Raw genomic sequence first — 17,406 nt, forward strand, 5'->3', positions numbered from 1 at the left:
GATGGGTCAGGCCCGTCGCGTCTCCCCTTCGAGCGCCTCGACGACGTGGGCCACCTCGACCATGTCCGCGCCCGCGGCGATCGCCACGTCGAACGCGCGGGCGAGCACGCGCTGGGCCGCCTCGTCGTACGGCACGAGGTCCTGGGACCGGTCCGAGGGCTCCGGGAGCTGCGCCTCGGCCGCGTGGACGCCGGCCGCGACGGCGATCCGTGCCGGCGTGACGAACGGCTCGCGGCGCGTGCGCGCCTGCTCGTGGGCCGCCATCAGCAGGTTGCGTCCCTCGATGCTGAACCGGGTGAAGCCCTGCTTCGGATCCAGGGGCTCGAGCTCGGCCCGCGACGCCTTCGCGAGCCGCTGCTGGGCGGCCTGCTTGGAGACGCCCATCCGCGTCCCGATCTCGGACCAGCTGACGCCCTGGGCGCGCGCCGTCGAGACGACGTGCTCGATCAGTTCGTCGCCGACGCGGTCGAGGTGCTCGGCCACGAGCATCGCGTCGGGGATGCGGTCGCGGACGTCGTGATGCGCGGCCTCGAGCGCGGCGACGAGGCGGTCGAGGGTGACTCCGGTGAGTTCGGTGGGCTCCATGCGTCAACCGTACGTTGACGCACTGTCAGTCGTCAAGCAACGATTGACGCATCGCCGATGGTACGCCGGCGCCCCGTTTCGCACTAGGCTGCCTGCGTGAACGAGCCCGCCGAGTCGATCGGCATCGAGCAGCTGGCCGAGCGGGTCGGCATGTCGGTCCGCACGGTGCGCTTCTACGCCAGCCGCGGCCTCATCGCCCCGCCGCGCCGCGAGGGCCGCAACGGCTACTACGGGGCGGACCACCTGGCCCGACTGGAGCTCGTGCGCGAGCTGCAGTCGCACGGCTTCACACTCCAGGCGATCGAGGGCTACCTCGAGAAGATCCCCGCCGAGGCGACGCCCGAGCAGGTCGCACTGCACCGGACGCTGCTCGCGCCGTGGATGCCCGAGCTGCCCGAGACCGTCGAGCGCGCCGCCCTCGAGAAGCGTGCCGGCCGCGAGCTCTCGGACGAGGACCTCGAGCTGCTCATCGCGATCGGCGTCATCGAGCCCACGCCGGACGAGGACGTCTTCCGGCTCGCGCCCGCGCACCTCGCGGTCGGCATCGGCTTCCTCGAGGCGGAGCTGCCGATCGAGGCGGCGCACGCCGCGCGGAAGGTGATCCTCGCGCACGGCACGGCCCTCGCCGACGAGCTCACCGAGCTGTTCCGCACGCAGGTCTGGCCGCACCTCAAGGCGTCGGGCCAGCCGCCCGAGATCATCACGGCGATGATCGAGCGCTTCAAGCCCCTGACGATCCAGGCGCTGGTGACCGCGTACGAGCAGGCGGTCGACGAGCAGAAGCGCGAGACCGTCCGCCGGCGCAGCTGACCTTCCTACGGTCGCGGGAATCGAAGTCAGTAGTCACTTCGAACTATGCTGTGACGCAAGTGATCATTGAGGTCGGGGGGACCGTGACGGCGTCGTTCACCAAGGGCCAGGCGGTGCGCACCGCACTGCGCCGCCGGTGGGATCTCTACACCGACCCGGCGCGCAAGGACCGCATCGCGGGACTGCGCCAGCTCGGCACGACGCTGAGCACCGACCCCGACGCTCGCGTCCCGCACCACGGCCCGCAGGAGCTGCGTGACCTCGCCGCGCGGTACCGCCTCGCCACGGACGCCGAGCTGGTCGACGGACGGATCCCGCTGGTGTGGTGGACCCACACCGCCAACTTCGGCGACCTGCTCTCGCCCTGGCTCGTCGGCCTGCTGACCGGTCGCGCCGTGACGTACGCGCCGGCGGACCGGACCTCGTACCTCGCGGTCGGCTCGATCGTGAGCGAGGCGCGACGCGACTCCGTCGTCTGGGGCTCGGGGGCCTTCGGCTCCGAGGGCAAGTGGGGCATCACCCCCGCGGCCGAGTACCGCGCCGTACGTGGTCCGCTGACCCGCAGCCGGCTGCGCAACATCGGCCTGCCGGTCCCCCGCGTCTACGGCGACCCCGCGCTGCTGGCGCCGTTGGTCTACTGGCCCGACGTGCAGAAGGACGCCGAGGTCGGCATCGTCGTGCGCTGGTCCGAGAGCCGCTGGACGTCGGCCGTCGCCGGGGAGGGCGTCAAGATCATCGACCTCGGCAGCGACGACGTGACGGGGACGCTGCGCGAGCTCATCTCGTGCCGGCGGATCCTGTCCTCCTCGCTGCACGGCCTGATCCTGGCCGACGCGTACGGGATCCCCAACGCCTGGCTGGACTCCGACGGCGGCGCCGGCGGCAGCCGCCCCGCCGGCGGCGAGTTCAAGTTCTACGACTACATGGCGTCCGTCGACAAGCTGCGCCACGCCCAGTCCCCCTCGTTCGGCGACGGCCCGATCGAGCTCGGCCACCTGCTGGACTCGCTCGAGTTCGCCGGTGAGCCGATCTCGTTCGACCACGCCGCCCTGCTGGACGCGTGCCCGTTCCTGGAGCGCGTGGACGCATGACGGACGACGGCGTCGCGCAGATCCACGACATCCTGAGGTCGGCACTGATCGAGGTCGACCGCGTGCTCACCGAGGCGGGCTGTCGCTACTTCCTCGCGTACGGCACGGCCCTGGGTGCGCGGCGCGGCGGCGACTTCATCGACTGGGACGTCGACGCGGACCTGTACCTGCACTCGCAGGACCGGCCCCGGGCCCTGCGCGCGCTGCGGACCGAGCTGGCGGGGTCCCGCTTCGCGGTCGAGGCGCCGGGCGATCCCGGGTACGAGTACCTGTTCCCGCGCGTCGTGCTGCGCGGCGTCCACCACACCCTCATCCGGGTCGACCTGTTCCCGCTCGACGCCGCCCCGGACCCGGCGCCGCTGCAGTGGGTCCTGACGCGACTGCTCCGTGCCACGAACAAGGCGCACATGATCAAGGCGATGGACCTGGCCGAGCGGCGTCACTACGGCACCGCCAAGAACGCGGTCGCGCGCGGCGCCAAGGCCGTCCTGTCCGTGGTGCCGCTGCGCGCCATCGCGGCGGCGCACCGGGCGGTCGTCTCCGCAGCGGGACGGCTCGCATCGGGGCGCACGCTGGTGAACTCGTCCGGCTCGTACGGCCCGCGCGAGTACTTCCCCGCGGCCTGGTTCGAGCACGGCTCGACCCTGCCGCTCGGCCAGCACGCCTTCGCCGCCCCGGCGCAGGTCGACGCCTACCTCGCGCACGTCTACGGCGACTTCCTGACCCCGCCGCCGTCCGAGGCCATCGCGCACGAGCTGGAGTTCGCGCGCCGTCACTACGTCGAGCCGCTGCGGCTCGCGGGCGTCGTGGAGTAGGCCGTGTCGTCCCTCGTCCCCGCGCGCTGGCAGGGCTCCGCCGGCCTGGTCGCCGCCGCCGTCGTCACGGCGGGCGTGGCCGGCGTGCTCGTCGCCGCGCAGCCGCGGCTCGGCCTGCTGCTCGTGGCGGGCCTGGCCGGGCTCGGCGTGGTCCGGCTGCTGCGGCTGACGCTGACCGAGCTCGTGCTCATCACGATGCCGCTCATGTTCTTCCCGCCGATCGGGTTCCTGCTGAACGTCGCCGTGGCGGACTTCCTCATGCCGCTGCTGGTCGTGCTGGTCTGGTCGCGGAACGTGCCGGCCACGCTGTCCGAGGGGCAGCGGGCGGTCGTGCGGCGGTACTCGGGACTCTCCGCGCTGCTGCTGTTCGTGACGCTCGTGTCCGGCCTGCTCGCGGCGCTGGGGGTGAGCGACTTCAACCTGCTCGAGGCCTCCCTGGACACGATGAAGCTCGTCGTCGTCCTGGTGTACTTCGTGACCCTGCTGGTCTCGTTCATGGCGCTGAACGAGCGGGGCCGGCTGCGCGCGGCGCGCATCTGGGTGTGGTGCGCCGTCGCGCAGTCCGTCGGCTCGCTCGTGGGCCTGGTCCCCTCCGACGGGGTCCGGTCGCTGGGCTACTTCCAGGACCCGAACCTCTACGCCGGGTACCTGCTGAGCTCGATCGCCCTGCTCTTCTACGTCGTCGCGCGCGATCGCCTCATCGCCTGGCCGGTGGCGATCCTGCTGCTCTTCGGCGGTGTCCTGTCGACGGGCTCGCGCGGCGCCCTCGCGGCCGCCGCCGTCCTGCTGGCCGTGTCCGCGGTCGCGCTCATCTCGAGCCGCATCGGCACGCTGCTCATGGCCGGCACGTCGGCGCTCGTCGCCGTCCTGCTGCTGGTGCCCGACGTCCTCGACCGACTCGCGCTCCCCGGCGTCGAGCGCCTGCTGGCCTCGAGCGAGATCGCCGGCACCGACCCGCGCTGGCGCCTGTGGGGCCGGGCGTGGGAGCTGTGGCTCGACCACCCGCTGCTGGGCGTCGGCATCGGCCAGTACACGGAGTACTCCGCCGGTCTCACGCCCTTCCGCAACTGGACGGAAGGCCAGGTCGCGCACAACACGTTCCTCAGCTTCGCGGCCGAAGGCGGGGCGATCGGGCTCATCGCGTTCTGCGCCATCCTCGTCGGGGCCGTGAGCCGGATCGCGGTCGCGCCGCACCTGACCAAGACGCAGCAGATGGCCCTCATCATCGGCGTGATGGTGATCGTCGTGATGATGATGAGCCTCAACCTGCAGAACCTGCGCTACGTGTGGGCGTTCCTGGCCTTCGCGATCGCCGCGGCGGCCTCGGGCGAGCCCTCTGCCGACAGCGACCAGGTCTCGGCCACCGCGAGGACCCATGCCTGACGCGCCCATCGTCCACCTCGCCCAGCCGACGTCCGGCGGCGTCGCCGAGGTGGTGCTCCAGCTCGTCGAGATCGGCGTCGCCGACGGGCACCGCGTCGTGGTCGGCTGCCCGGCCGACGGCGAGCTCGCCGAGCGCGCCCGCGCCCTGGGGGCCGAGTGGATCCGCCTCGATCTGCGGCGCAGCCCCGGCCCGGCCGACGTCGCCGCCCTGCGCCGGGTGCGCCGGGCCATGCGCGGCGCACGCGTCGTGCTCGCCCATTCGAGCAAGGCCGGCGCCCTGGCCCGGGTGGCCCGTCCGTCCGGGACCCCGCTGGTGTTCGTGCCGCACGGCTGGTCGTGGCTCGTCGGCGGCCGGCTCGCCACGGCCTACCGCGCGATCGAGCGCACGCTGGCGCGCCGGGCCGACGTGACCGTCGTCGTCGGGCACGACGAGCTCGCCGAGGGCCACCGGGTGCTGGGCTCCTCGCTCCCGCTGCGGCTCATCGAGAACTCGGTCGACCTCGAGCGGTTCGCACCGGCCGCCGACCGCCCGCAGCACGACGTCCCGCTCGTGGTGTGCGTCGGCCGGCTCGCGCGCCAGAAGGGCCAGGACCTGCTGCTGCGCGCCGTCGCACGGCTCGACGGCCACCACGTGCGGGTGCGGCTCGTCGGACCTGGCGACCCGCCCGAGCGGGCGGCGCTGGACGACCTCGCCGCCCAGCTGGGGATCGCGGACCGTGTCGAGCTCGTCGGCGCGGACGACCCGGTGCGCCACCTGCAGGAGGCCGACCTCGTCGTGGTCCCGTCACGCTGGGAGGGCCTGCCCCTCGTGATGCTCGAGGCCATGGCGTGCGGCGCGCCGATCGTGGCCAGCTCGACGGCCGGCGTGGACGCGCTCGGCGACGCCGGGGCCGTCGTGCCGATGCAGGACCGGGACGACTTCGTCGCCGCGCTCGCGACCGAGATCGCCGCGCTGCTGGACTCGCCCGCCCGCCGTGCTCACCTCGGGCGCCGCGCCCGGGCACGCGCCGAGGAGCGCTACGGCCGCGCCCGCATGGCGCGCGAGTACCGCGAGCTCTGGGACTGAGCGAGCCGCGCCGTCACCACACCCGGCGCAGCAGCACGAACCCCGTCAGGGCGCGCGCGGCGACGCCGGCGAGGACGACGTAGCCGGCCGTGGTGATCGTGGCGTCCTGCAGCGTCGCCCCCGCCACGACGAGCGCCGCCGCGAGCCCTACGACGGCGACCCCGACGCGGGACGAGTAGCGGTTCAGCACGAGCTGCGGCGCGGACGTGGCGTAGTCGGCGCTCAGGGCGACGACGGTGAGCGCGATCGGCAGGAACTCCAGGCGCGTGATGACGAACTCGTCGCCGAAGACGACCGGCAGCAGCGGCGGGAAGGCCGCGACCGCCAGCACCGCGACGCCGAGGCCCACGAGCAGCTCACGGCCGCCGATGCGCAGGCTCAGCGCCCGCAGCCGCTCGGTCCCCCCGGAGGCCAGCGCCGCCCGCAGACCGCGGAGCTGGGCCTGCTGGATCGAGCTGAGGAAGAGGTTGGCGAACGTCACGACGTACTGCGTGACGGCGAAGACGCCGACCACGGCGGCCGACGCCGAGGCGGCGAGGTACACCGTCGGCAGGTACGTCATCGCGGACGAGAGGCCGAGCGAGGCGCCCAGCCGGCCGCCCGCCGACAGGATGCGCCGGGTGTCGGCCACGGAGGGCCGCCACGGGGAGGGGTCGACCGAGCGCAGGCACCACACCATGACGGGCATCAGCACGACGGCCGAGGCCGCGAAGGAGCCCCAGATCGAGACGGGCGCGGACAGGCCGAGGGCGATCGGCACCGCGACCGCGACCACGGTCAGCAGGTTGTTGACCCACATCCAGCCGGCGACCGCGCCGAAGCGCCCGTCGGCCTGCAGGCAGCCGTAGCAGACGTCGAGGACGGAGTCGGCGGCCCGCATCCCCAGCAGCGGCACCAGAACGGCCAGGGCGGGGAAGCCGTCGACGACGGCAGCGGCAGCCGCGATGCCGGCCACCGCGATCGCGACGCCCGCGAGGCGCAGCAGCAGGTAGGCGCGGAACGGCGGGCTGTCGTGCAGGGTCTGCAGCACGTTGCGCAGGCCCAGCTCGAGCAGGATGAAGACCGGGAACGACACGGCCATCGCGAAGGCGAACTCGCCGGCGCCCTCGGCGCCGCTGAGGCGCGCGAAGCCCCACAGGATCAGGAACGTGGTGGCGGACTTGCCCGCATACCCCGTGAGCAGCAGCAGCGAGCTGCGCATCATCCCCCGATTCGACGCTCCGCGGTCCCCGTGGGACCCCTTCGGGGAAACCCTAGACGGCGGGACCGTCAGGCCACCGCGGGGATGCGCACGCGGGCGAGCAGCAGCAGCTGGATGTCCTCGGGACTCAGGTGCACCGCGCGGCGCACCGGGCCCCGGCCCTCGGGCAGGTCGCCCAGCACGATCGAGCTCCCGTCGATGAGCAGCACGCTCCCGGTCTCGTCGCCCAGGGCGCATGCCACGAGGCGGCCGGGCTCGGTGGGGGTGATCGTCGCCAGGCCGATCACGAGGCGCGCCAGGACCCACGCCTCGGGATGGAACGTGAAGCGGCGCCAGCCGAGCGGGTCGACGGACTCGACCACCATCTCGTCGTCGGCGCGCGAGTAGCAGTGGACCGAAGGGCCGGCGATCGCGGTGACGTCGTCGGCGGTGGTCTCGTAGAGGCTCAGGGGCGTGACGCCAGCGACGGCGCCGAGGACGTCCGCGAGACGGTCCCACGGAAGGCGTCGGCCGGGGCCGGGCTCGACGAGCGCCCGGTCGAGGAAGCGCGGATCCCGGACCGAGCCGGGAGCGAACCCCCCTGTCGGCGCCACGACCACGTCCGGATTCGTCGCCTGCCACCACGACCCCATGGACCTCAACCCCTCCCCGTCGGCGCTGTTCTGCACCGTCACTCATGAGACCACAGAGAACCCTGGGCATGACGTGAAAACTGCACATTACTGGTGCCGGGCGGAGCGTGCCACCGCACGACGCGAGGTCAGCCGGCCTCGTCGCCCAGGTGCACCGTGAAGCCGGCCGGGTCGCGGACCTGGGCCACGCGCTCGCCCCACGGCATGAGCGACGGCGGGGCGACACTGACCGCGCCCTCGTCGAGGCAGCGCCCGTAGGCGTCGTCCACGTCGTCGACGTCGACCCACAGCGCGACCGCGGCGGGACGGCCCGTCAGCCTCTCGTCCAGGGCGAGACCCAGCTCGGAGGCGCCGAGGCGCAGCGCGACGAAGACCTCGTGGAAGTCGTCCGCGAACTCGTACGTGCGCTCGGCGCCGAGCGCGGTGACGTAGAACGACTCGAGCCGCTCCAGGTCGGTCGTCGTCAGGATCGGGAAGCTCTTCCGCACCCCCATACCGGCAGGGTACGCCCCGCCGGCCGGGCGGCTAGATGCCCAGCGAGCGGCCGACGATCTCCTTCATGATCTCGGTCGTGCCGCCGTAGATCGTCTGGATGCGGGTGTCGAGGTACGCCTTGCTGATCGGGTACTCCGACATGTAGCCGTACCCGCCGTGCAGCTGGACGCACGCATCGGCGGTCTTCTTCTGCAGCTCGGTGGTCCACCACTTGCCCGCGGCGGCGTCCTCGATCGTCAGCGTGCCGGCGTTGAGCGCCCGGATGCTCTCGTCGACGAAGACCTGCGCGATGCGCTGCTCGGTCTCGAGCTCGGCCAGCACGAACCGCGAGTTCTGGAAGGAGCCGATCGGCTTGCCGAACGCCTTGCGGCTCTTTACGTACTCCAGCGTCATGTCGATCATCGTCCGGCAGGCGGCCGCCGCGACGACCGAGATCGTGAGGCGCTCCTGCGGCAGCTTCTCCATGAGGTGGATGAAGCCGTGGCCCTCGGTGCCGAGCAGGTTCTCGACGGGGACGCGGACGTTGTCGAAGAACAGCTCGGCGGTGTCCTGGGCCTTCATGCCCATCTTGTCGAGGTTGCGGCCGCGCTCGAAGCCCTCCATGCCGCGCTCGAGGACGATGAGCGAGACGCCCATCGCGCCGGCCTCGGGATCGGTCTTGCACGCGACGATCACGAAGTCGGCGTTGATGCCGTTGCTGATGAAGGTCTTGGAGCCGTTCACGACGTAGTGGTCGCCCTCGCGGACGGCCGTCGTCTTGATGCCCTGCAGGTCCGAGCCGGTGCCCGGCTCGGTCATCGCGATCGCGGTGATCATCTCGCCCGTGACGAACCTCGGGAACCAGCGCTGCCGCTGCTCGTCCGTCGCGTAGCTGAGCAGGTAGCCCGACACGAGGTCGGTGTGCAGCGCGAAGCCCACGCCGCTCGCGCCGGCGCGGGTGAGCTCCTCCTGGAGCACCGCGTTGTACCGGAAGTCCGAGACGCCTCCGCCGCCGAACTCCTCGGGCATCATGAAGCCGAGCAGGCCCAGCTCGCCGGCGCGGGACCACACCTCGCGCGGGACGATGCCGTCCTGCTCCCACTGCTCGTGGTGCGGGACGACCTCCTTCTCCAGGAAGGTGCGCACGGTGTCACGGAACGCCTCGTGCTCGGCCTCGAACAGGGTGCGCTGCATCAGTCCTCCTGGGGCTGGACCGCGACCTTGTTCGCGATCAGGTCGTCGACGTTCTCGATGCCCCACGCGGTGAGGGCCTCGCGGGTGCTGGCGCCCGGCTTGTCCGGGGCGCGGTGGATGCCGGTCCCGGTCGCCGAGAAGCGCGGGGCGGGCGCCGGCTGGGTGATGCCGTACTCGGTCACGTACGTGCCGCGGGCGACGTTGTGCGGGTGGTCGAAGGCCTCGTCGATCGACATGACCGGCGCGACGCACGAGTCGGTGCCGTCGAACAGCTGGGCCCACTCGTCCTGCGTGCGGGTCAGGAACCAGCTGCGCAGCGTCTCGCGCAGCTCGGGCCAGTTCTTCGGGTCGTTGCGGTCGGGCAGGTCGCCGAGCCCGACGGACGCGAAGACCTCCTGCATGGCGTACCAGAACTGCGGCTCGAGCCCGCCGACGCTCATCCACAGGCCGTCCGAGGTCTCGTAGACGTCGTAGAACGGCACGCCCGTGTCGAGCAGGTTCGTGCCGCGGCGCGAGGACCACGAGCCGGACTGCTGCATGCTGACGGTCATCGACAGCAGGTGCGCGACGCCGTCGGTGATCGCCGCGTCCACGACCTGGCCCTGCCCGGACGCGCGCGCATGGGTCAGCGCCGCGAGGACGCCCGTGACGAGGTAGAGCGAGCCGCCGGCGAAGTCGCCGAGCAGGTTGAGCGGCACCTGCGGCGGGCCCTCGGCGCGGCCGATCGGCCCGAGGCCGCCGGCGACCGCGATGTAGTTGATGTCGTGGCCGGCGCGCGGGGCGAGCGGGCCCGTCTGGCCCCAGCCCGTCATGCGTCCGTAGACGATGCGCGGGTTCCGCTCGAGGACGGCGTCCGGACCGAGGCCCAGCCGCTCCATGACGCCGGGGCGCAGCCCCTCGAGGAAGATGTCGGCCTTCTCGACGAGGTCGAGCACGACGTCGACGCCGCCGGGGGCCTTGAGGTCGATCGCGACACTGGGCCGGTTGCGCCCGAGGATGTCGCGCTCGGGCGGGGCGACCTGCAGGGCGTTGCCGCCCGGCCGGTCGATGCGGATGACATCGGCGCCCAGGTCCGCGAGCAGCATCGCCGCGAACGGGCCCGGCCCGATGCCGACCATCTCGATGACTCGCACTCCCGCGAGGGGTCCTGTGGCCTGGCTCACGCCCTCATAGTGACAGTAATGCTGTCACGGTCGCAACCGCCCCACGGGACGCTGCCGGCGCCACCCTACGGCCGGGGGTTCCCACCGTGATCGAACCTGTGACATGCTGCCATTCGACATGCCACATGTCACGTCGCGCTGACGTGCCCAACCCCCGGGGAGTCCGATGCTGAGCGAGATGGCGTACACGCGGCGCGGCGAGGGTGAGCCGCTCGTCCTGCTGCACGGCATCGGACACCGGCGGGAGGCGTTCGGTCCCGTCATGGACGAGCTCTCCCGCCACTACGACGTCATCGCCGCGGACCTGCCCGGACTCGGCGAGTCACCCGCCCTGCCGAAGGGCGTCGGCTACTCCGTCGACAACGTCGTCGCGGCGATCGCCGAGAACTTCGAGAAGTGGGGCGTCGACCGCCCGCACGTCGCCGGCAACTCTCTCGGGGGTCTGCTGTCGATCGCGCTGGCGCAGCACGGACACGCCCGATCGGCCACGGGCCTGTCCCCGGCGGGGTTCTTCCGGCCGTGGAGCCTGCTGCAGGCCGCCCTCGTCCTCGTGCCGCTCAAGCTCGGCTCGTACCTGCCCGATCGCGCGCTCGAGGTGATGTCGCGGACCACGCTCGGCCGCTTCGTCACGGGCTGGGCGCTCTACGAGCGGCCGGGTCGCTACGCGCCCGACCGCGTCTACGGCGACGCGCTGGCGATGAAGCGCGCCCGGGGCTTCTGGCAGTACTTCCTGCGCTGCCTGCCGCTCGGGTTCACCGCCCCGAAGGCCTTCCGCAGCGCGGCGAAGGTGCCCATCACGATCGCGTGGGGCGACAAGGACAAGGTCCTGCACAGGTCGCAGGCACGGACGGCGGCCCGGCGGATGACCGGCGTCGAGTTCGTCGTCCTGCACGACTGCGGTCACGTCCCGATGGGCGACTCCCCCGAGCAGGTCGTCGCGGCCATCCGCGCCACGACCGCCCGGGCGCTGACGCCCTGACGGTGGTCTCGATACGCCGGCTCGTTCCTCGCCGCGCTACTCGACCACCGGTGATCGAGTGCCGGCGAGCGCCGCGTCCCGGGCCGGTGATCGAGTGCCGGCGAGCGCAGCGAGACGGTGTATCGAGATCACCTCGCGGCTGAGTGCCGCGCCAGGAACGCCGCGGTCCGCGGGTCGCGCGGCGCGGTGAACAGCTGCTCCGGCGGGCCGGACTCGACGATGCGGCCGTCGGCCAGGAAGACGATCCGGTCGGCGCACTCGCGGGCGAAGTCCATCTCGTGCGTGGCCATGACGATCGTGCGGCCCTCGTGGCGCAGGTCGCGGATCACGTCGAGCACCTCGGCCACGAGCAGCGGGTCGAGCGCCGACGTGACCTCGTCGAGCAGCAGCAGCTCAGGATCCATCGCAACCGCCCGCACGAGGGCCACGCGCTGCTGCTGGCCGCCCGAGAGCGAGTCGGGGTACGCGTGCGCCTTGGCCTCGAGGCCGACGCGACGCAGCAGCTCGAGCGCGCGCTGCTCGGCCTGCGCCTTCGGGACGCCCTTCACCCGGCGCGGCCCGATCGTGAGGTTCTGCATGACCGTCAGGTGCGGGAAGAGGTTGTAGGCCTGGAACACGACGCCGATCCGGGCGCGGGCGGCGTTCTCGTCGATCGCGGGATCGGTCAGTTCGAGGTCGCCCAGGTGGATGTCGCCGTCGTCGGTCAGCTCGAGCAGGTCGACGCAGCGCAGCAGCGTGGACTTGCCCGATCCCGAGGCACCGATGAGGCACACGACCTCGCCCCGGTCGACGGTCAGGTCGATGCCGTCCAGCACGACGTGGTCGCTGAAGGTCTTGCGGACTCCCGTGACGCGCAGCATCAGCGTCCTCCCTGCCGGCGCATCGACCGGATCGTCAGCCAGTCCGTGAACCGGGCCAGCGGGATCGTGACCGCGATGAAGAACAGCGCCGCGACGCACAGCGACGTCACGTTGAAGGTCGAGGCCTGGTAGACCTGCGCGGCGCGCAGCGCCTCGACCAGGCCGATCGTCGAGACCAGCGCGGTGTCCTTCTGCAGCGAGACGAAGTCGTTCATGAGCGGCGGGGTCACGTTCCGCACCGCCTGCGGCAGGATCACGCGCATCATCGTCTGGCCGTAGCCGAGGCCGAGCGCACGGCCGGCGGCCCACTGCGTCGGGTGGATCGACAAGATGCCGGCGCGCAGCACCTCGGCGACGTACGCGCCGTAGCTCAGCGTCAGCGCGATGACGCCCAGCCAGAACAGGCTGGTCGGGATGCCGGCCAGCCCCAGCGCGGGGAAGCCGAAGCCCACCAGCATCACGACGAGGATCGTCGGGATGCCGCGGAAGACGTCCGTATAGGCCGCGGCGAGGAACTTGAACGGCGCCATCGCCGCCGACGGGATCACGCGCACGACCGCCACGAGCAGCGCGAGCGGCAGCACGAGCGCCTCGACCGTCAGGAACAGCCGGACGTTGAGCCAGAACGCGTCGAGGATCGCGGGGAAGGACTCGCGGGCGTGGTGGCCGCTGAAGTAGACCTCGCGCACGCGCGGCCAGCCCGGCGCCTGGGTGATGAACCAGGCGGCCAGGCCGAGCACGACGATGCTCGAGATCGTTCCCGCGGCCACGCGCCGCAGGGTGCGACGACGCCGATGGGCGTTGCGCTCCTGCTGGCGCGCGGACGGGGTGTGCGGGCCGGTCAGGCCCGTGGGTGAGGTCACCGGGTCACTTCAGGACGGGCACGTCCTGCGACGCCGACAGCCACTTCTGCTCGAGGTCGGCCAGCGTGCCGTCCTCGGTCAGGGCGGTGACGGCCTGGTCGACGCACGGCGTCAGCTCGCTGTCCTTCTGCAGGAGCAGGCCGAACTCCTCGGGCTCGCCGCCGGCGTACTCGAACTGGCCCGCGATCGTGGCGCCCTCGATCTCGGCGGCCACGAGGTAGAACGCGGTGGGCAGGTCCGCGACGATGCCGTCGACCTGGCCGTTGGTCAGCGCCAGGGCCGCCTTCGTGGTGTCGTCGTAGACGAGCGGGGCGTCCTGCGTGCCGAGGCTCTCGATGGCCTTGAGCGACGTGGTGCCGATCTGCGCGCCGAGGCCGGCGGTGGTGAAGTCGTCGAGGCCGTCGGCGTCGGCGAACTTCGAGTCCTCCAGGACGATGATTGCCTGGTTGGCGGAGTAGTAGGGCTTGCTGAAGTCGACGGCCTGCTTGCGCTCGGCGGTGATCGAGACCTGGTTGATGTCGAAGTCGAAGCTCTTCTTGCCCGGCTGGTACGAGGTGTTGAACGGCACCTTGGTCCAGACGACGTCGCTCTTGTCGAAGCCCATCTGCTCGGCGACGGCGTAGGCGACGGCGGACTCGAAGCCCTTGCCGTTGCTGGGGTCGTTGTCGGTGAACCAGGGCTCGAAGGCCGGGTCGTCGGTGCCGATCGTCAGCTTGCCGTCGGTCGTCAGCGGGAGCTGGTCGACGGCGCACTGCGAGGCGGAGGGGGTCGAGCCGGACGACTTCGCGTCGTCGGAGTCGTCGGACGGCGCGCAGCCGGCCGCGACGGAGAGCATGAGCGCCAGGGGGACGGCGAGCAGGGATCGCTTCATGGGGTGAATCCTAAGGCGGGCCGTCGGCGCGCCCGTCGGGGTGCCGCGTCACCTCCGTCACGCCCGCCACGGAGGCGCCCCGCCCAGTTATGCGATTCGTTGCATATGACCGTCGGGACGCTCTATCGTCTCGGGCATGGCCCTCGACCACGCGATCCTCGTGTCGCTGACCGAGCGCGCCGCCAGCGGCTACGACCTCGCGCGCCGGTTCGACGCCTCGATCGGCTACTTCTGGCCTGCGAGCCACCAGCAGATCTACCGCGTGCTCGCCCGCATGCAGGAGGCCGGCTGGGTCGAGAGCACCGTGCAGGAGCAGGACGGCCGCCCCGACAAGAAGACCTACGCGATCACCGGCGCCGGGCGCGACGAGCTCGACCGGTGGGCGGCCCAGCCCAGCGGCCGCGAGGCGATCCGCAGCGACTTCGCGGTGAAGCTGCGCGGCTTCCGCGACCGCGACGCGATCCTGCGCGACACGCGCGCCCGCCGGGCCGACCACGTCGACCGGCTCGCCGCGTACGAGGCCAGCGAGGCCCGCTTCTACCCCGACCCGGCCTCACTCGAGGGTCAGGACCTCGGAGCCTGGCTCGCGCTGCGCGGCGGCATCAGCACCGAGCGCCGCGGGATCGAGTGGTGCGACGAGATCCTCACTGCCCTCGAAGGGCGCGGATCCCGATGACGAGCACGATGATGCCGAGCGTCATCGCCGTCACGATGAGCACGAGGTGGACCCAGAAGAACGGCTGCGGGTCCGACCACTTCTCGGCGCCGCCCCAGGCCCGCTCGTCGTCGGCGATCGCCTTGAAGAAGCGCGGCCAGATGACGACGTTGAACACTCCGGCCGCGATGAGCAGCCACGCAGCGACTTTTCCGATCACCCATCCATTGTCCCAGCCGAAGGGAACCCGCCCATGAAGGCCTTCCGAGACCTCGTCGAGAGCAGCATCGCCACCGGATCGCTCGTCGGCGTCGACAGCCTGCTGGCCGACGACGTCGTGTTCCGCAGTCCCGTCGCGTTCAAGCCCTACCCCGGCAAGGCCATCACGGCGGCGATCCTCAACGGCGTCTCGCGCGTGTTCGAGGACTTCCACTACGTGTCCTCGATCGAGGAGGACAACCGCAGCGCGCTCGTCTTCGAGGCCAGGATCGGCGACGTCAGCGTGAACGGCTGCGACTTCATCACGACCAACGCCGACGGCCTCATCGAGGAGTTCACCGTCATGGTGCGGCCGATGTCCGGGGCGAAGGCCCTCATGGAGGCGATGGCCGCGCAGTTCCCGCAGATCGAGGCGGACGCGGCGAGATTCATGGAGCAGCAGCCGTGAGCCGGTACGAGCACCTGCTCAGCCCGCTCGACCTGGGGTTCACGACGCTGCGCAACCGCGTCGTCATGGGCTCGATGCACACCGGCCTGGAGGACCACGCGAAGGACCTGCCGAAGCTGGCGGCGTACTTCGCAGAGCGGGCCAAGGGCGGCGTGGCGCTGTCGATCACCGGCGGCTTCGCGCCCAGCTGGCGCGGCTGGCTGCTGCCGTTCGGGTCGGAGATGTCGCGGCGCCGGCACGCCGACCAGCACCGGCTCGTCACGGACGCGGTCCACGAGCACGAGGGCAAGATCGCGCTACAGGTGCTGCACGCCGGGCGCTACGGCTACTCGCCGTTCAAGAAGGGCGTCTCGGCCGTCAAGTCGCCGATCACGCCGTTCAAGGTCTCGCCCCTGTCGACGCGCGAGGTCGACCGGACCGTCAGCGACTTCGCCGCCTCGGCCGCCCTGGCCAAGCGCGCCGGCTACGACGGCGTCGAGATCATGGGCTCCGAGGGCTACCTGATCAACCAGTTCCTGACGGCGCGCACGAACGACCGGACGGATGCGTGGGGCGGCTCGGCCGAGAAGCGCATGCGGTTCCCGATCGAGGTCGTGCGCCGCACGCGCGATGCCGTCGGCGACGACTTCATCGTCCAGTACCGGATCAGCCTGCTCGACCTCGTCGACGACGCGCAGAGCTGGGACGAGACGGTCGCGCTGGCGAAGGCGCTCGAGGCCGAGGGCGTCACGATCCTCAACACCGGCATCGGCTGGCACGAGGCGCGCATCCCGACGATCGTCACGAGCGTCCCGCGCAACGCGTTCACATGGGTGACCGCGAAGCTCAGGGCCGAGGTCTCGGTGCCCGTCGTCGCGTCGAACCGGATCAACTCGCCCGACGACGCCGAGCAGATCCTCGCGCGCGGCGACGCCGACCTCATCTCCATGGCACGGCCGCTGCTGGCCGACCCGTTCTTCGTCGCGAAGGCCGAGCAGGACCGCGCGGACGAGATCAACACGTGCATCGCTTGCAACCAGGCGTGCCTGGACCACACGTTCCGCAACGTGCGCGCGACGTGCCTGCTCAACCCGCGCGCGGGGCACGAGACCGAGCTCGTCCTGCTGCCGACGCGCACGGTCCGGCGCATCGCCGTCGTGGGTGCGGGTCCGGCGGGGCTCGCCGCCGCCGTCGAGCTGGCCGGGCGCGGGCACGAGGTCGAGCTGTTCGAGGCGCTGCCCGAGATCGGCGGCCAGTTCCGCCTCGCGATGCAGATCCCCGGCAAGGAGGACTTCGCCGAGACGGTCCGCTACTACTCCGTCATGCTCGAGCGGCGCGGCGTGAAGGTGCACCTGAACCGGTCCGCCTCGGTCGAGGACCTGCGCGACTTCGACGAGGTCGTCGTCGCGACCGGCGTCGAGCCGCGCGTGCCGGAGATCCCGGGCGTCGACCACCCCTCGGTCGTGACGTACCAGCAGCTCATCCGCGAGCAGGTCGTCGCCGGCGAGCGCGTCGCCGTGATGGGCGCCGGCGGCATCGGCTACGACGTGTCCGAGTACCTCCTGCACGAGCCGCACGAGTCGCTCGAGCACTGGATGCGGCGCTGGGGCGTCACCGATCCGGAGCTCGAGCGCGGCGGCCTCACGACCAAGGTCACCGCCCCACCGCGCCGGGCCGTGACGCTGCTGCAGCGCAAGACCTCGACGTTCGGCAAGGGCTTGGGCAAGACCACCGGCTGGGTGCACCGCACGACGCTGAAGGACTCGGGCGTCGAGTTCGTGGGCGGGGTCCGGTACGACCGGATCGACGACGCGGGCCTGCACGTGACGATCGGCGCAGGCGGCGTCTCCCCCGAGTCGCGGGTGATCGAGGCCGACACGATCGTGCTCTGCACGGGCCAGGAGTCCGTGCGCGACCTCGTCGGGCCGCTCGAGGCCGCCGGCGTCTCGGTCCACGTCATCGGCGGCGCGGACGTGGCCGCCGAGCTCGACGCGAAGCGCGCGATCCGCCAGGCGACGGAGCTGGCGGCCCGGCTCTGACAGTTTCCCCGGTTAAGTAGGTTCTCCCTCACTTAACGTGGGTCGCTTTCCACGTTGAGTGAGGGAAAACCACGCTCGG

Annotated in this window: 19 protein-coding genes; 9 read left to right on the forward strand and 10 right to left on the reverse strand. The window is 71.8% G+C overall.

Going from position 1 to position 17,406, the window contains the following annotated elements:
* Positions 1–6 precede the first annotated feature (6 nt).
* Complete coding sequence (locus AB3M81_RS10800; protein WP_412903920.1) at positions 7–585, reverse strand: hypothetical protein; 579 nt, start codon at positions 583–585, stop codon at positions 7–9.
* A 96-nt stretch (positions 586–681) separates the two neighbouring features.
* On the opposite strand from AB3M81_RS10800, the gene AB3M81_RS10805 reads away from it, so the two are divergent.
* Genes AB3M81_RS10805 through AB3M81_RS10825 form a run of 5 tightly spaced genes read left to right on the forward strand, consistent with a single transcriptional unit; the run spans position 682 to position 5,750 of the window.
* The gene (locus tag AB3M81_RS10805) at positions 682–1,395 is read left to right on the forward strand and encodes a MerR family transcriptional regulator (RefSeq protein WP_412903921.1); all 714 of its coding nucleotides are present in this window, start codon (positions 682–684) and stop codon (positions 1,393–1,395) included.
* 59 nt (positions 1,396–1,454) lie between these two features.
* Positions 1,455–2,486, forward strand: a complete 1,032-nt coding sequence (locus AB3M81_RS10810) for a polysaccharide pyruvyl transferase family protein (RefSeq protein ID WP_412903922.1) — start codon at positions 1,455–1,457, stop codon at positions 2,484–2,486.
* Positions 2,483–3,301, forward strand: coding sequence for a LicD family protein (locus tag AB3M81_RS10815; RefSeq protein ID WP_412903923.1), 819 nt, complete (start codon positions 2,483–2,485; stop codon positions 3,299–3,301). Before AB3M81_RS10810 ends, AB3M81_RS10815 begins: the two co-directional genes overlap by 4 nt.
* Before the next feature lie 3 nt (positions 3,302–3,304).
* Positions 3,305–4,684 (forward strand): O-antigen ligase family protein, encoded by a 1,380-nt coding sequence (locus AB3M81_RS10820; RefSeq protein WP_412903924.1) that lies wholly within the window; start codon positions 3,305–3,307, stop codon positions 4,682–4,684.
* A complete protein-coding gene (locus AB3M81_RS10825) occupies positions 4,677–5,750 on the forward strand; it encodes a glycosyltransferase (protein ID WP_412903925.1) in 1,074 nt (357 codons plus the stop codon). The genes AB3M81_RS10820 and AB3M81_RS10825 overlap by 8 nt, the downstream gene beginning before the upstream one ends.
* Before the next feature lie 13 nt (positions 5,751–5,763).
* On the opposite strand, the gene AB3M81_RS10830 is transcribed toward AB3M81_RS10825, so the two are convergent.
* The 5 genes from AB3M81_RS10830 to AB3M81_RS10850 form a co-directional block, all read right to left on the reverse strand.
* Positions 5,764–6,954 (reverse strand): lipopolysaccharide biosynthesis protein, encoded by a 1,191-nt coding sequence (locus tag AB3M81_RS10830; RefSeq protein WP_412903926.1) that lies wholly within the window; start codon positions 6,952–6,954, stop codon positions 5,764–5,766.
* Positions 6,955–7,019: 65 nt separating this feature from the next.
* A complete protein-coding gene (locus AB3M81_RS10835) occupies positions 7,020–7,544 on the reverse strand; it encodes a hypothetical protein (protein WP_412903927.1) in 525 nt (174 codons plus the stop codon).
* A 167-nt stretch (positions 7,545–7,711) separates the two neighbouring features.
* Positions 7,712–8,077, reverse strand: a complete 366-nt coding sequence (locus tag AB3M81_RS10840; RefSeq protein WP_412903928.1) for a VOC family protein — start codon at positions 8,075–8,077, stop codon at positions 7,712–7,714.
* A 31-nt stretch (positions 8,078–8,108) separates the two neighbouring features.
* A complete protein-coding gene (locus AB3M81_RS10845; RefSeq protein WP_412903929.1) occupies positions 8,109–9,251 on the reverse strand; it encodes an acyl-CoA dehydrogenase family protein in 1,143 nt (380 codons plus the stop codon).
* Positions 9,251–10,414: a CaiB/BaiF CoA transferase family protein gene (locus AB3M81_RS10850; protein ID WP_412903930.1), complete on the reverse strand. Its 1,164-nt coding sequence runs from the start codon at positions 10,412–10,414 to the stop codon at positions 9,251–9,253. Before AB3M81_RS10850 ends, AB3M81_RS10845 begins: the two co-directional genes overlap by 1 nt.
* Positions 10,415–10,580: 166 nt before the next feature.
* Between AB3M81_RS10850 and AB3M81_RS10855 the strand changes: the two genes are divergently transcribed.
* Positions 10,581–11,393, forward strand: a complete 813-nt coding sequence (locus AB3M81_RS10855) for an alpha/beta fold hydrolase (protein ID WP_412903931.1) — start codon at positions 10,581–10,583, stop codon at positions 11,391–11,393.
* Between the two features lie 128 nt (positions 11,394–11,521).
* Here AB3M81_RS10855 and AB3M81_RS10860 read toward each other — a convergent pair whose 3' ends face one another.
* The 3 genes from AB3M81_RS10860 to AB3M81_RS10870 are packed head-to-tail and all read right to left on the reverse strand — an operon-like array spanning position 11,522 to position 13,987.
* A complete protein-coding gene (locus AB3M81_RS10860) occupies positions 11,522–12,253 on the reverse strand; it encodes an amino acid ABC transporter ATP-binding protein (RefSeq protein WP_412903932.1) in 732 nt (243 codons plus the stop codon).
* A complete protein-coding gene (locus AB3M81_RS10865) occupies positions 12,253–13,116 on the reverse strand; it encodes an amino acid ABC transporter permease (RefSeq protein ID WP_412903933.1) in 864 nt (287 codons plus the stop codon). Before AB3M81_RS10865 ends, AB3M81_RS10860 begins: the two co-directional genes overlap by 1 nt.
* 4 nt (positions 13,117–13,120) lie before the next feature.
* A complete protein-coding gene (locus tag AB3M81_RS10870) occupies positions 13,121–13,987 on the reverse strand; it encodes an ABC transporter substrate-binding protein (protein ID WP_412903934.1) in 867 nt (288 codons plus the stop codon).
* 136 nt (positions 13,988–14,123) lie between these two features.
* Between AB3M81_RS10870 and AB3M81_RS10875 the strand changes: the two genes are divergently transcribed.
* Complete coding sequence (locus AB3M81_RS10875; RefSeq protein ID WP_412903935.1) at positions 14,124–14,663, forward strand: PadR family transcriptional regulator; 540 nt, start codon at positions 14,124–14,126, stop codon at positions 14,661–14,663.
* Here AB3M81_RS10875 and AB3M81_RS10880 read toward each other — a convergent pair.
* Positions 14,632–14,862, reverse strand: coding sequence for an SCO4848 family membrane protein (locus AB3M81_RS10880; protein ID WP_412903936.1), 231 nt, complete (start codon positions 14,860–14,862; stop codon positions 14,632–14,634). The two genes, AB3M81_RS10875 and AB3M81_RS10880, sit on opposite strands and share 32 nt — an antisense overlap.
* 33 nt (positions 14,863–14,895) lie before the next feature.
* Between AB3M81_RS10880 and AB3M81_RS10885 the strand changes: the two genes are divergently transcribed.
* Together AB3M81_RS10885 and AB3M81_RS10890 are read left to right on the forward strand one after the other, a co-directional pair.
* Entirely contained in the window at positions 14,896–15,309 is a 414-nt protein-coding gene (locus tag AB3M81_RS10885) for a nuclear transport factor 2 family protein (RefSeq protein WP_412903937.1), read from the forward strand.
* The gene (locus AB3M81_RS10890; RefSeq protein WP_412903938.1) at positions 15,306–17,327 is read left to right on the forward strand and encodes an oxidoreductase; all 2,022 of its coding nucleotides are present in this window, start codon (positions 15,306–15,308) and stop codon (positions 17,325–17,327) included. Before AB3M81_RS10885 ends, AB3M81_RS10890 begins: the two co-directional genes overlap by 4 nt.
* Positions 17,328–17,406 lie beyond the last annotated feature (79 nt).

This window comes from Aeromicrobium jepli, from assembly GCF_047246605.1.
GTDB lineage: Bacteria > Actinomycetota > Actinomycetes > Propionibacteriales > Nocardioidaceae > Aeromicrobium.

Bases quoted from the DNA above. Each gene is read 5' to 3' on its own strand.
- AB3M81_RS10800 (WP_412903920.1), bottom strand. From the start codon at position 585: ATGGAGCCCACCGAACTCACCGGAGTCACCCTCGACCGCCTCGTCGCC.
- AB3M81_RS10815 (WP_412903923.1), top strand. From the start codon at position 2,483: ATGACGGACGACGGCGTCGCGCAGATCCACGACATCCTGAGGTCGGCA.
- AB3M81_RS10825 (WP_412903925.1), top strand. From the start codon at position 4,677: ATGCCTGACGCGCCCATCGTCCACCTCGCCCAGCCGACGTCCGGCGGC.
- AB3M81_RS10830 (WP_412903926.1), bottom strand. From the start codon at position 6,954: ATGATGCGCAGCTCGCTGCTGCTGCTCACGGGGTATGCGGGCAAGTCC.
- AB3M81_RS10840 (WP_412903928.1), bottom strand. From the start codon at position 8,077: ATGGGGGTGCGGAAGAGCTTCCCGATCCTGACGACGACCGACCTGGAG.
- AB3M81_RS10845 (WP_412903929.1), bottom strand. From the start codon at position 9,251: ATGCAGCGCACCCTGTTCGAGGCCGAGCACGAGGCGTTCCGTGACACC.
- AB3M81_RS10855 (WP_412903931.1), top strand. From the start codon at position 10,581: ATGCTGAGCGAGATGGCGTACACGCGGCGCGGCGAGGGTGAGCCGCTC.
- AB3M81_RS10860 (WP_412903932.1), bottom strand. From the start codon at position 12,253: ATGCTGCGCGTCACGGGAGTCCGCAAGACCTTCAGCGACCACGTCGTG.
- AB3M81_RS10870 (WP_412903934.1), bottom strand. From the start codon at position 13,987: ATGAAGCGATCCCTGCTCGCCGTCCCCCTGGCGCTCATGCTCTCCGTC.
- AB3M81_RS10875 (WP_412903935.1), top strand. From the start codon at position 14,124: ATGGCCCTCGACCACGCGATCCTCGTGTCGCTGACCGAGCGCGCCGCC.
- AB3M81_RS10885 (WP_412903937.1), top strand. From the start codon at position 14,896: ATGAAGGCCTTCCGAGACCTCGTCGAGAGCAGCATCGCCACCGGATCG.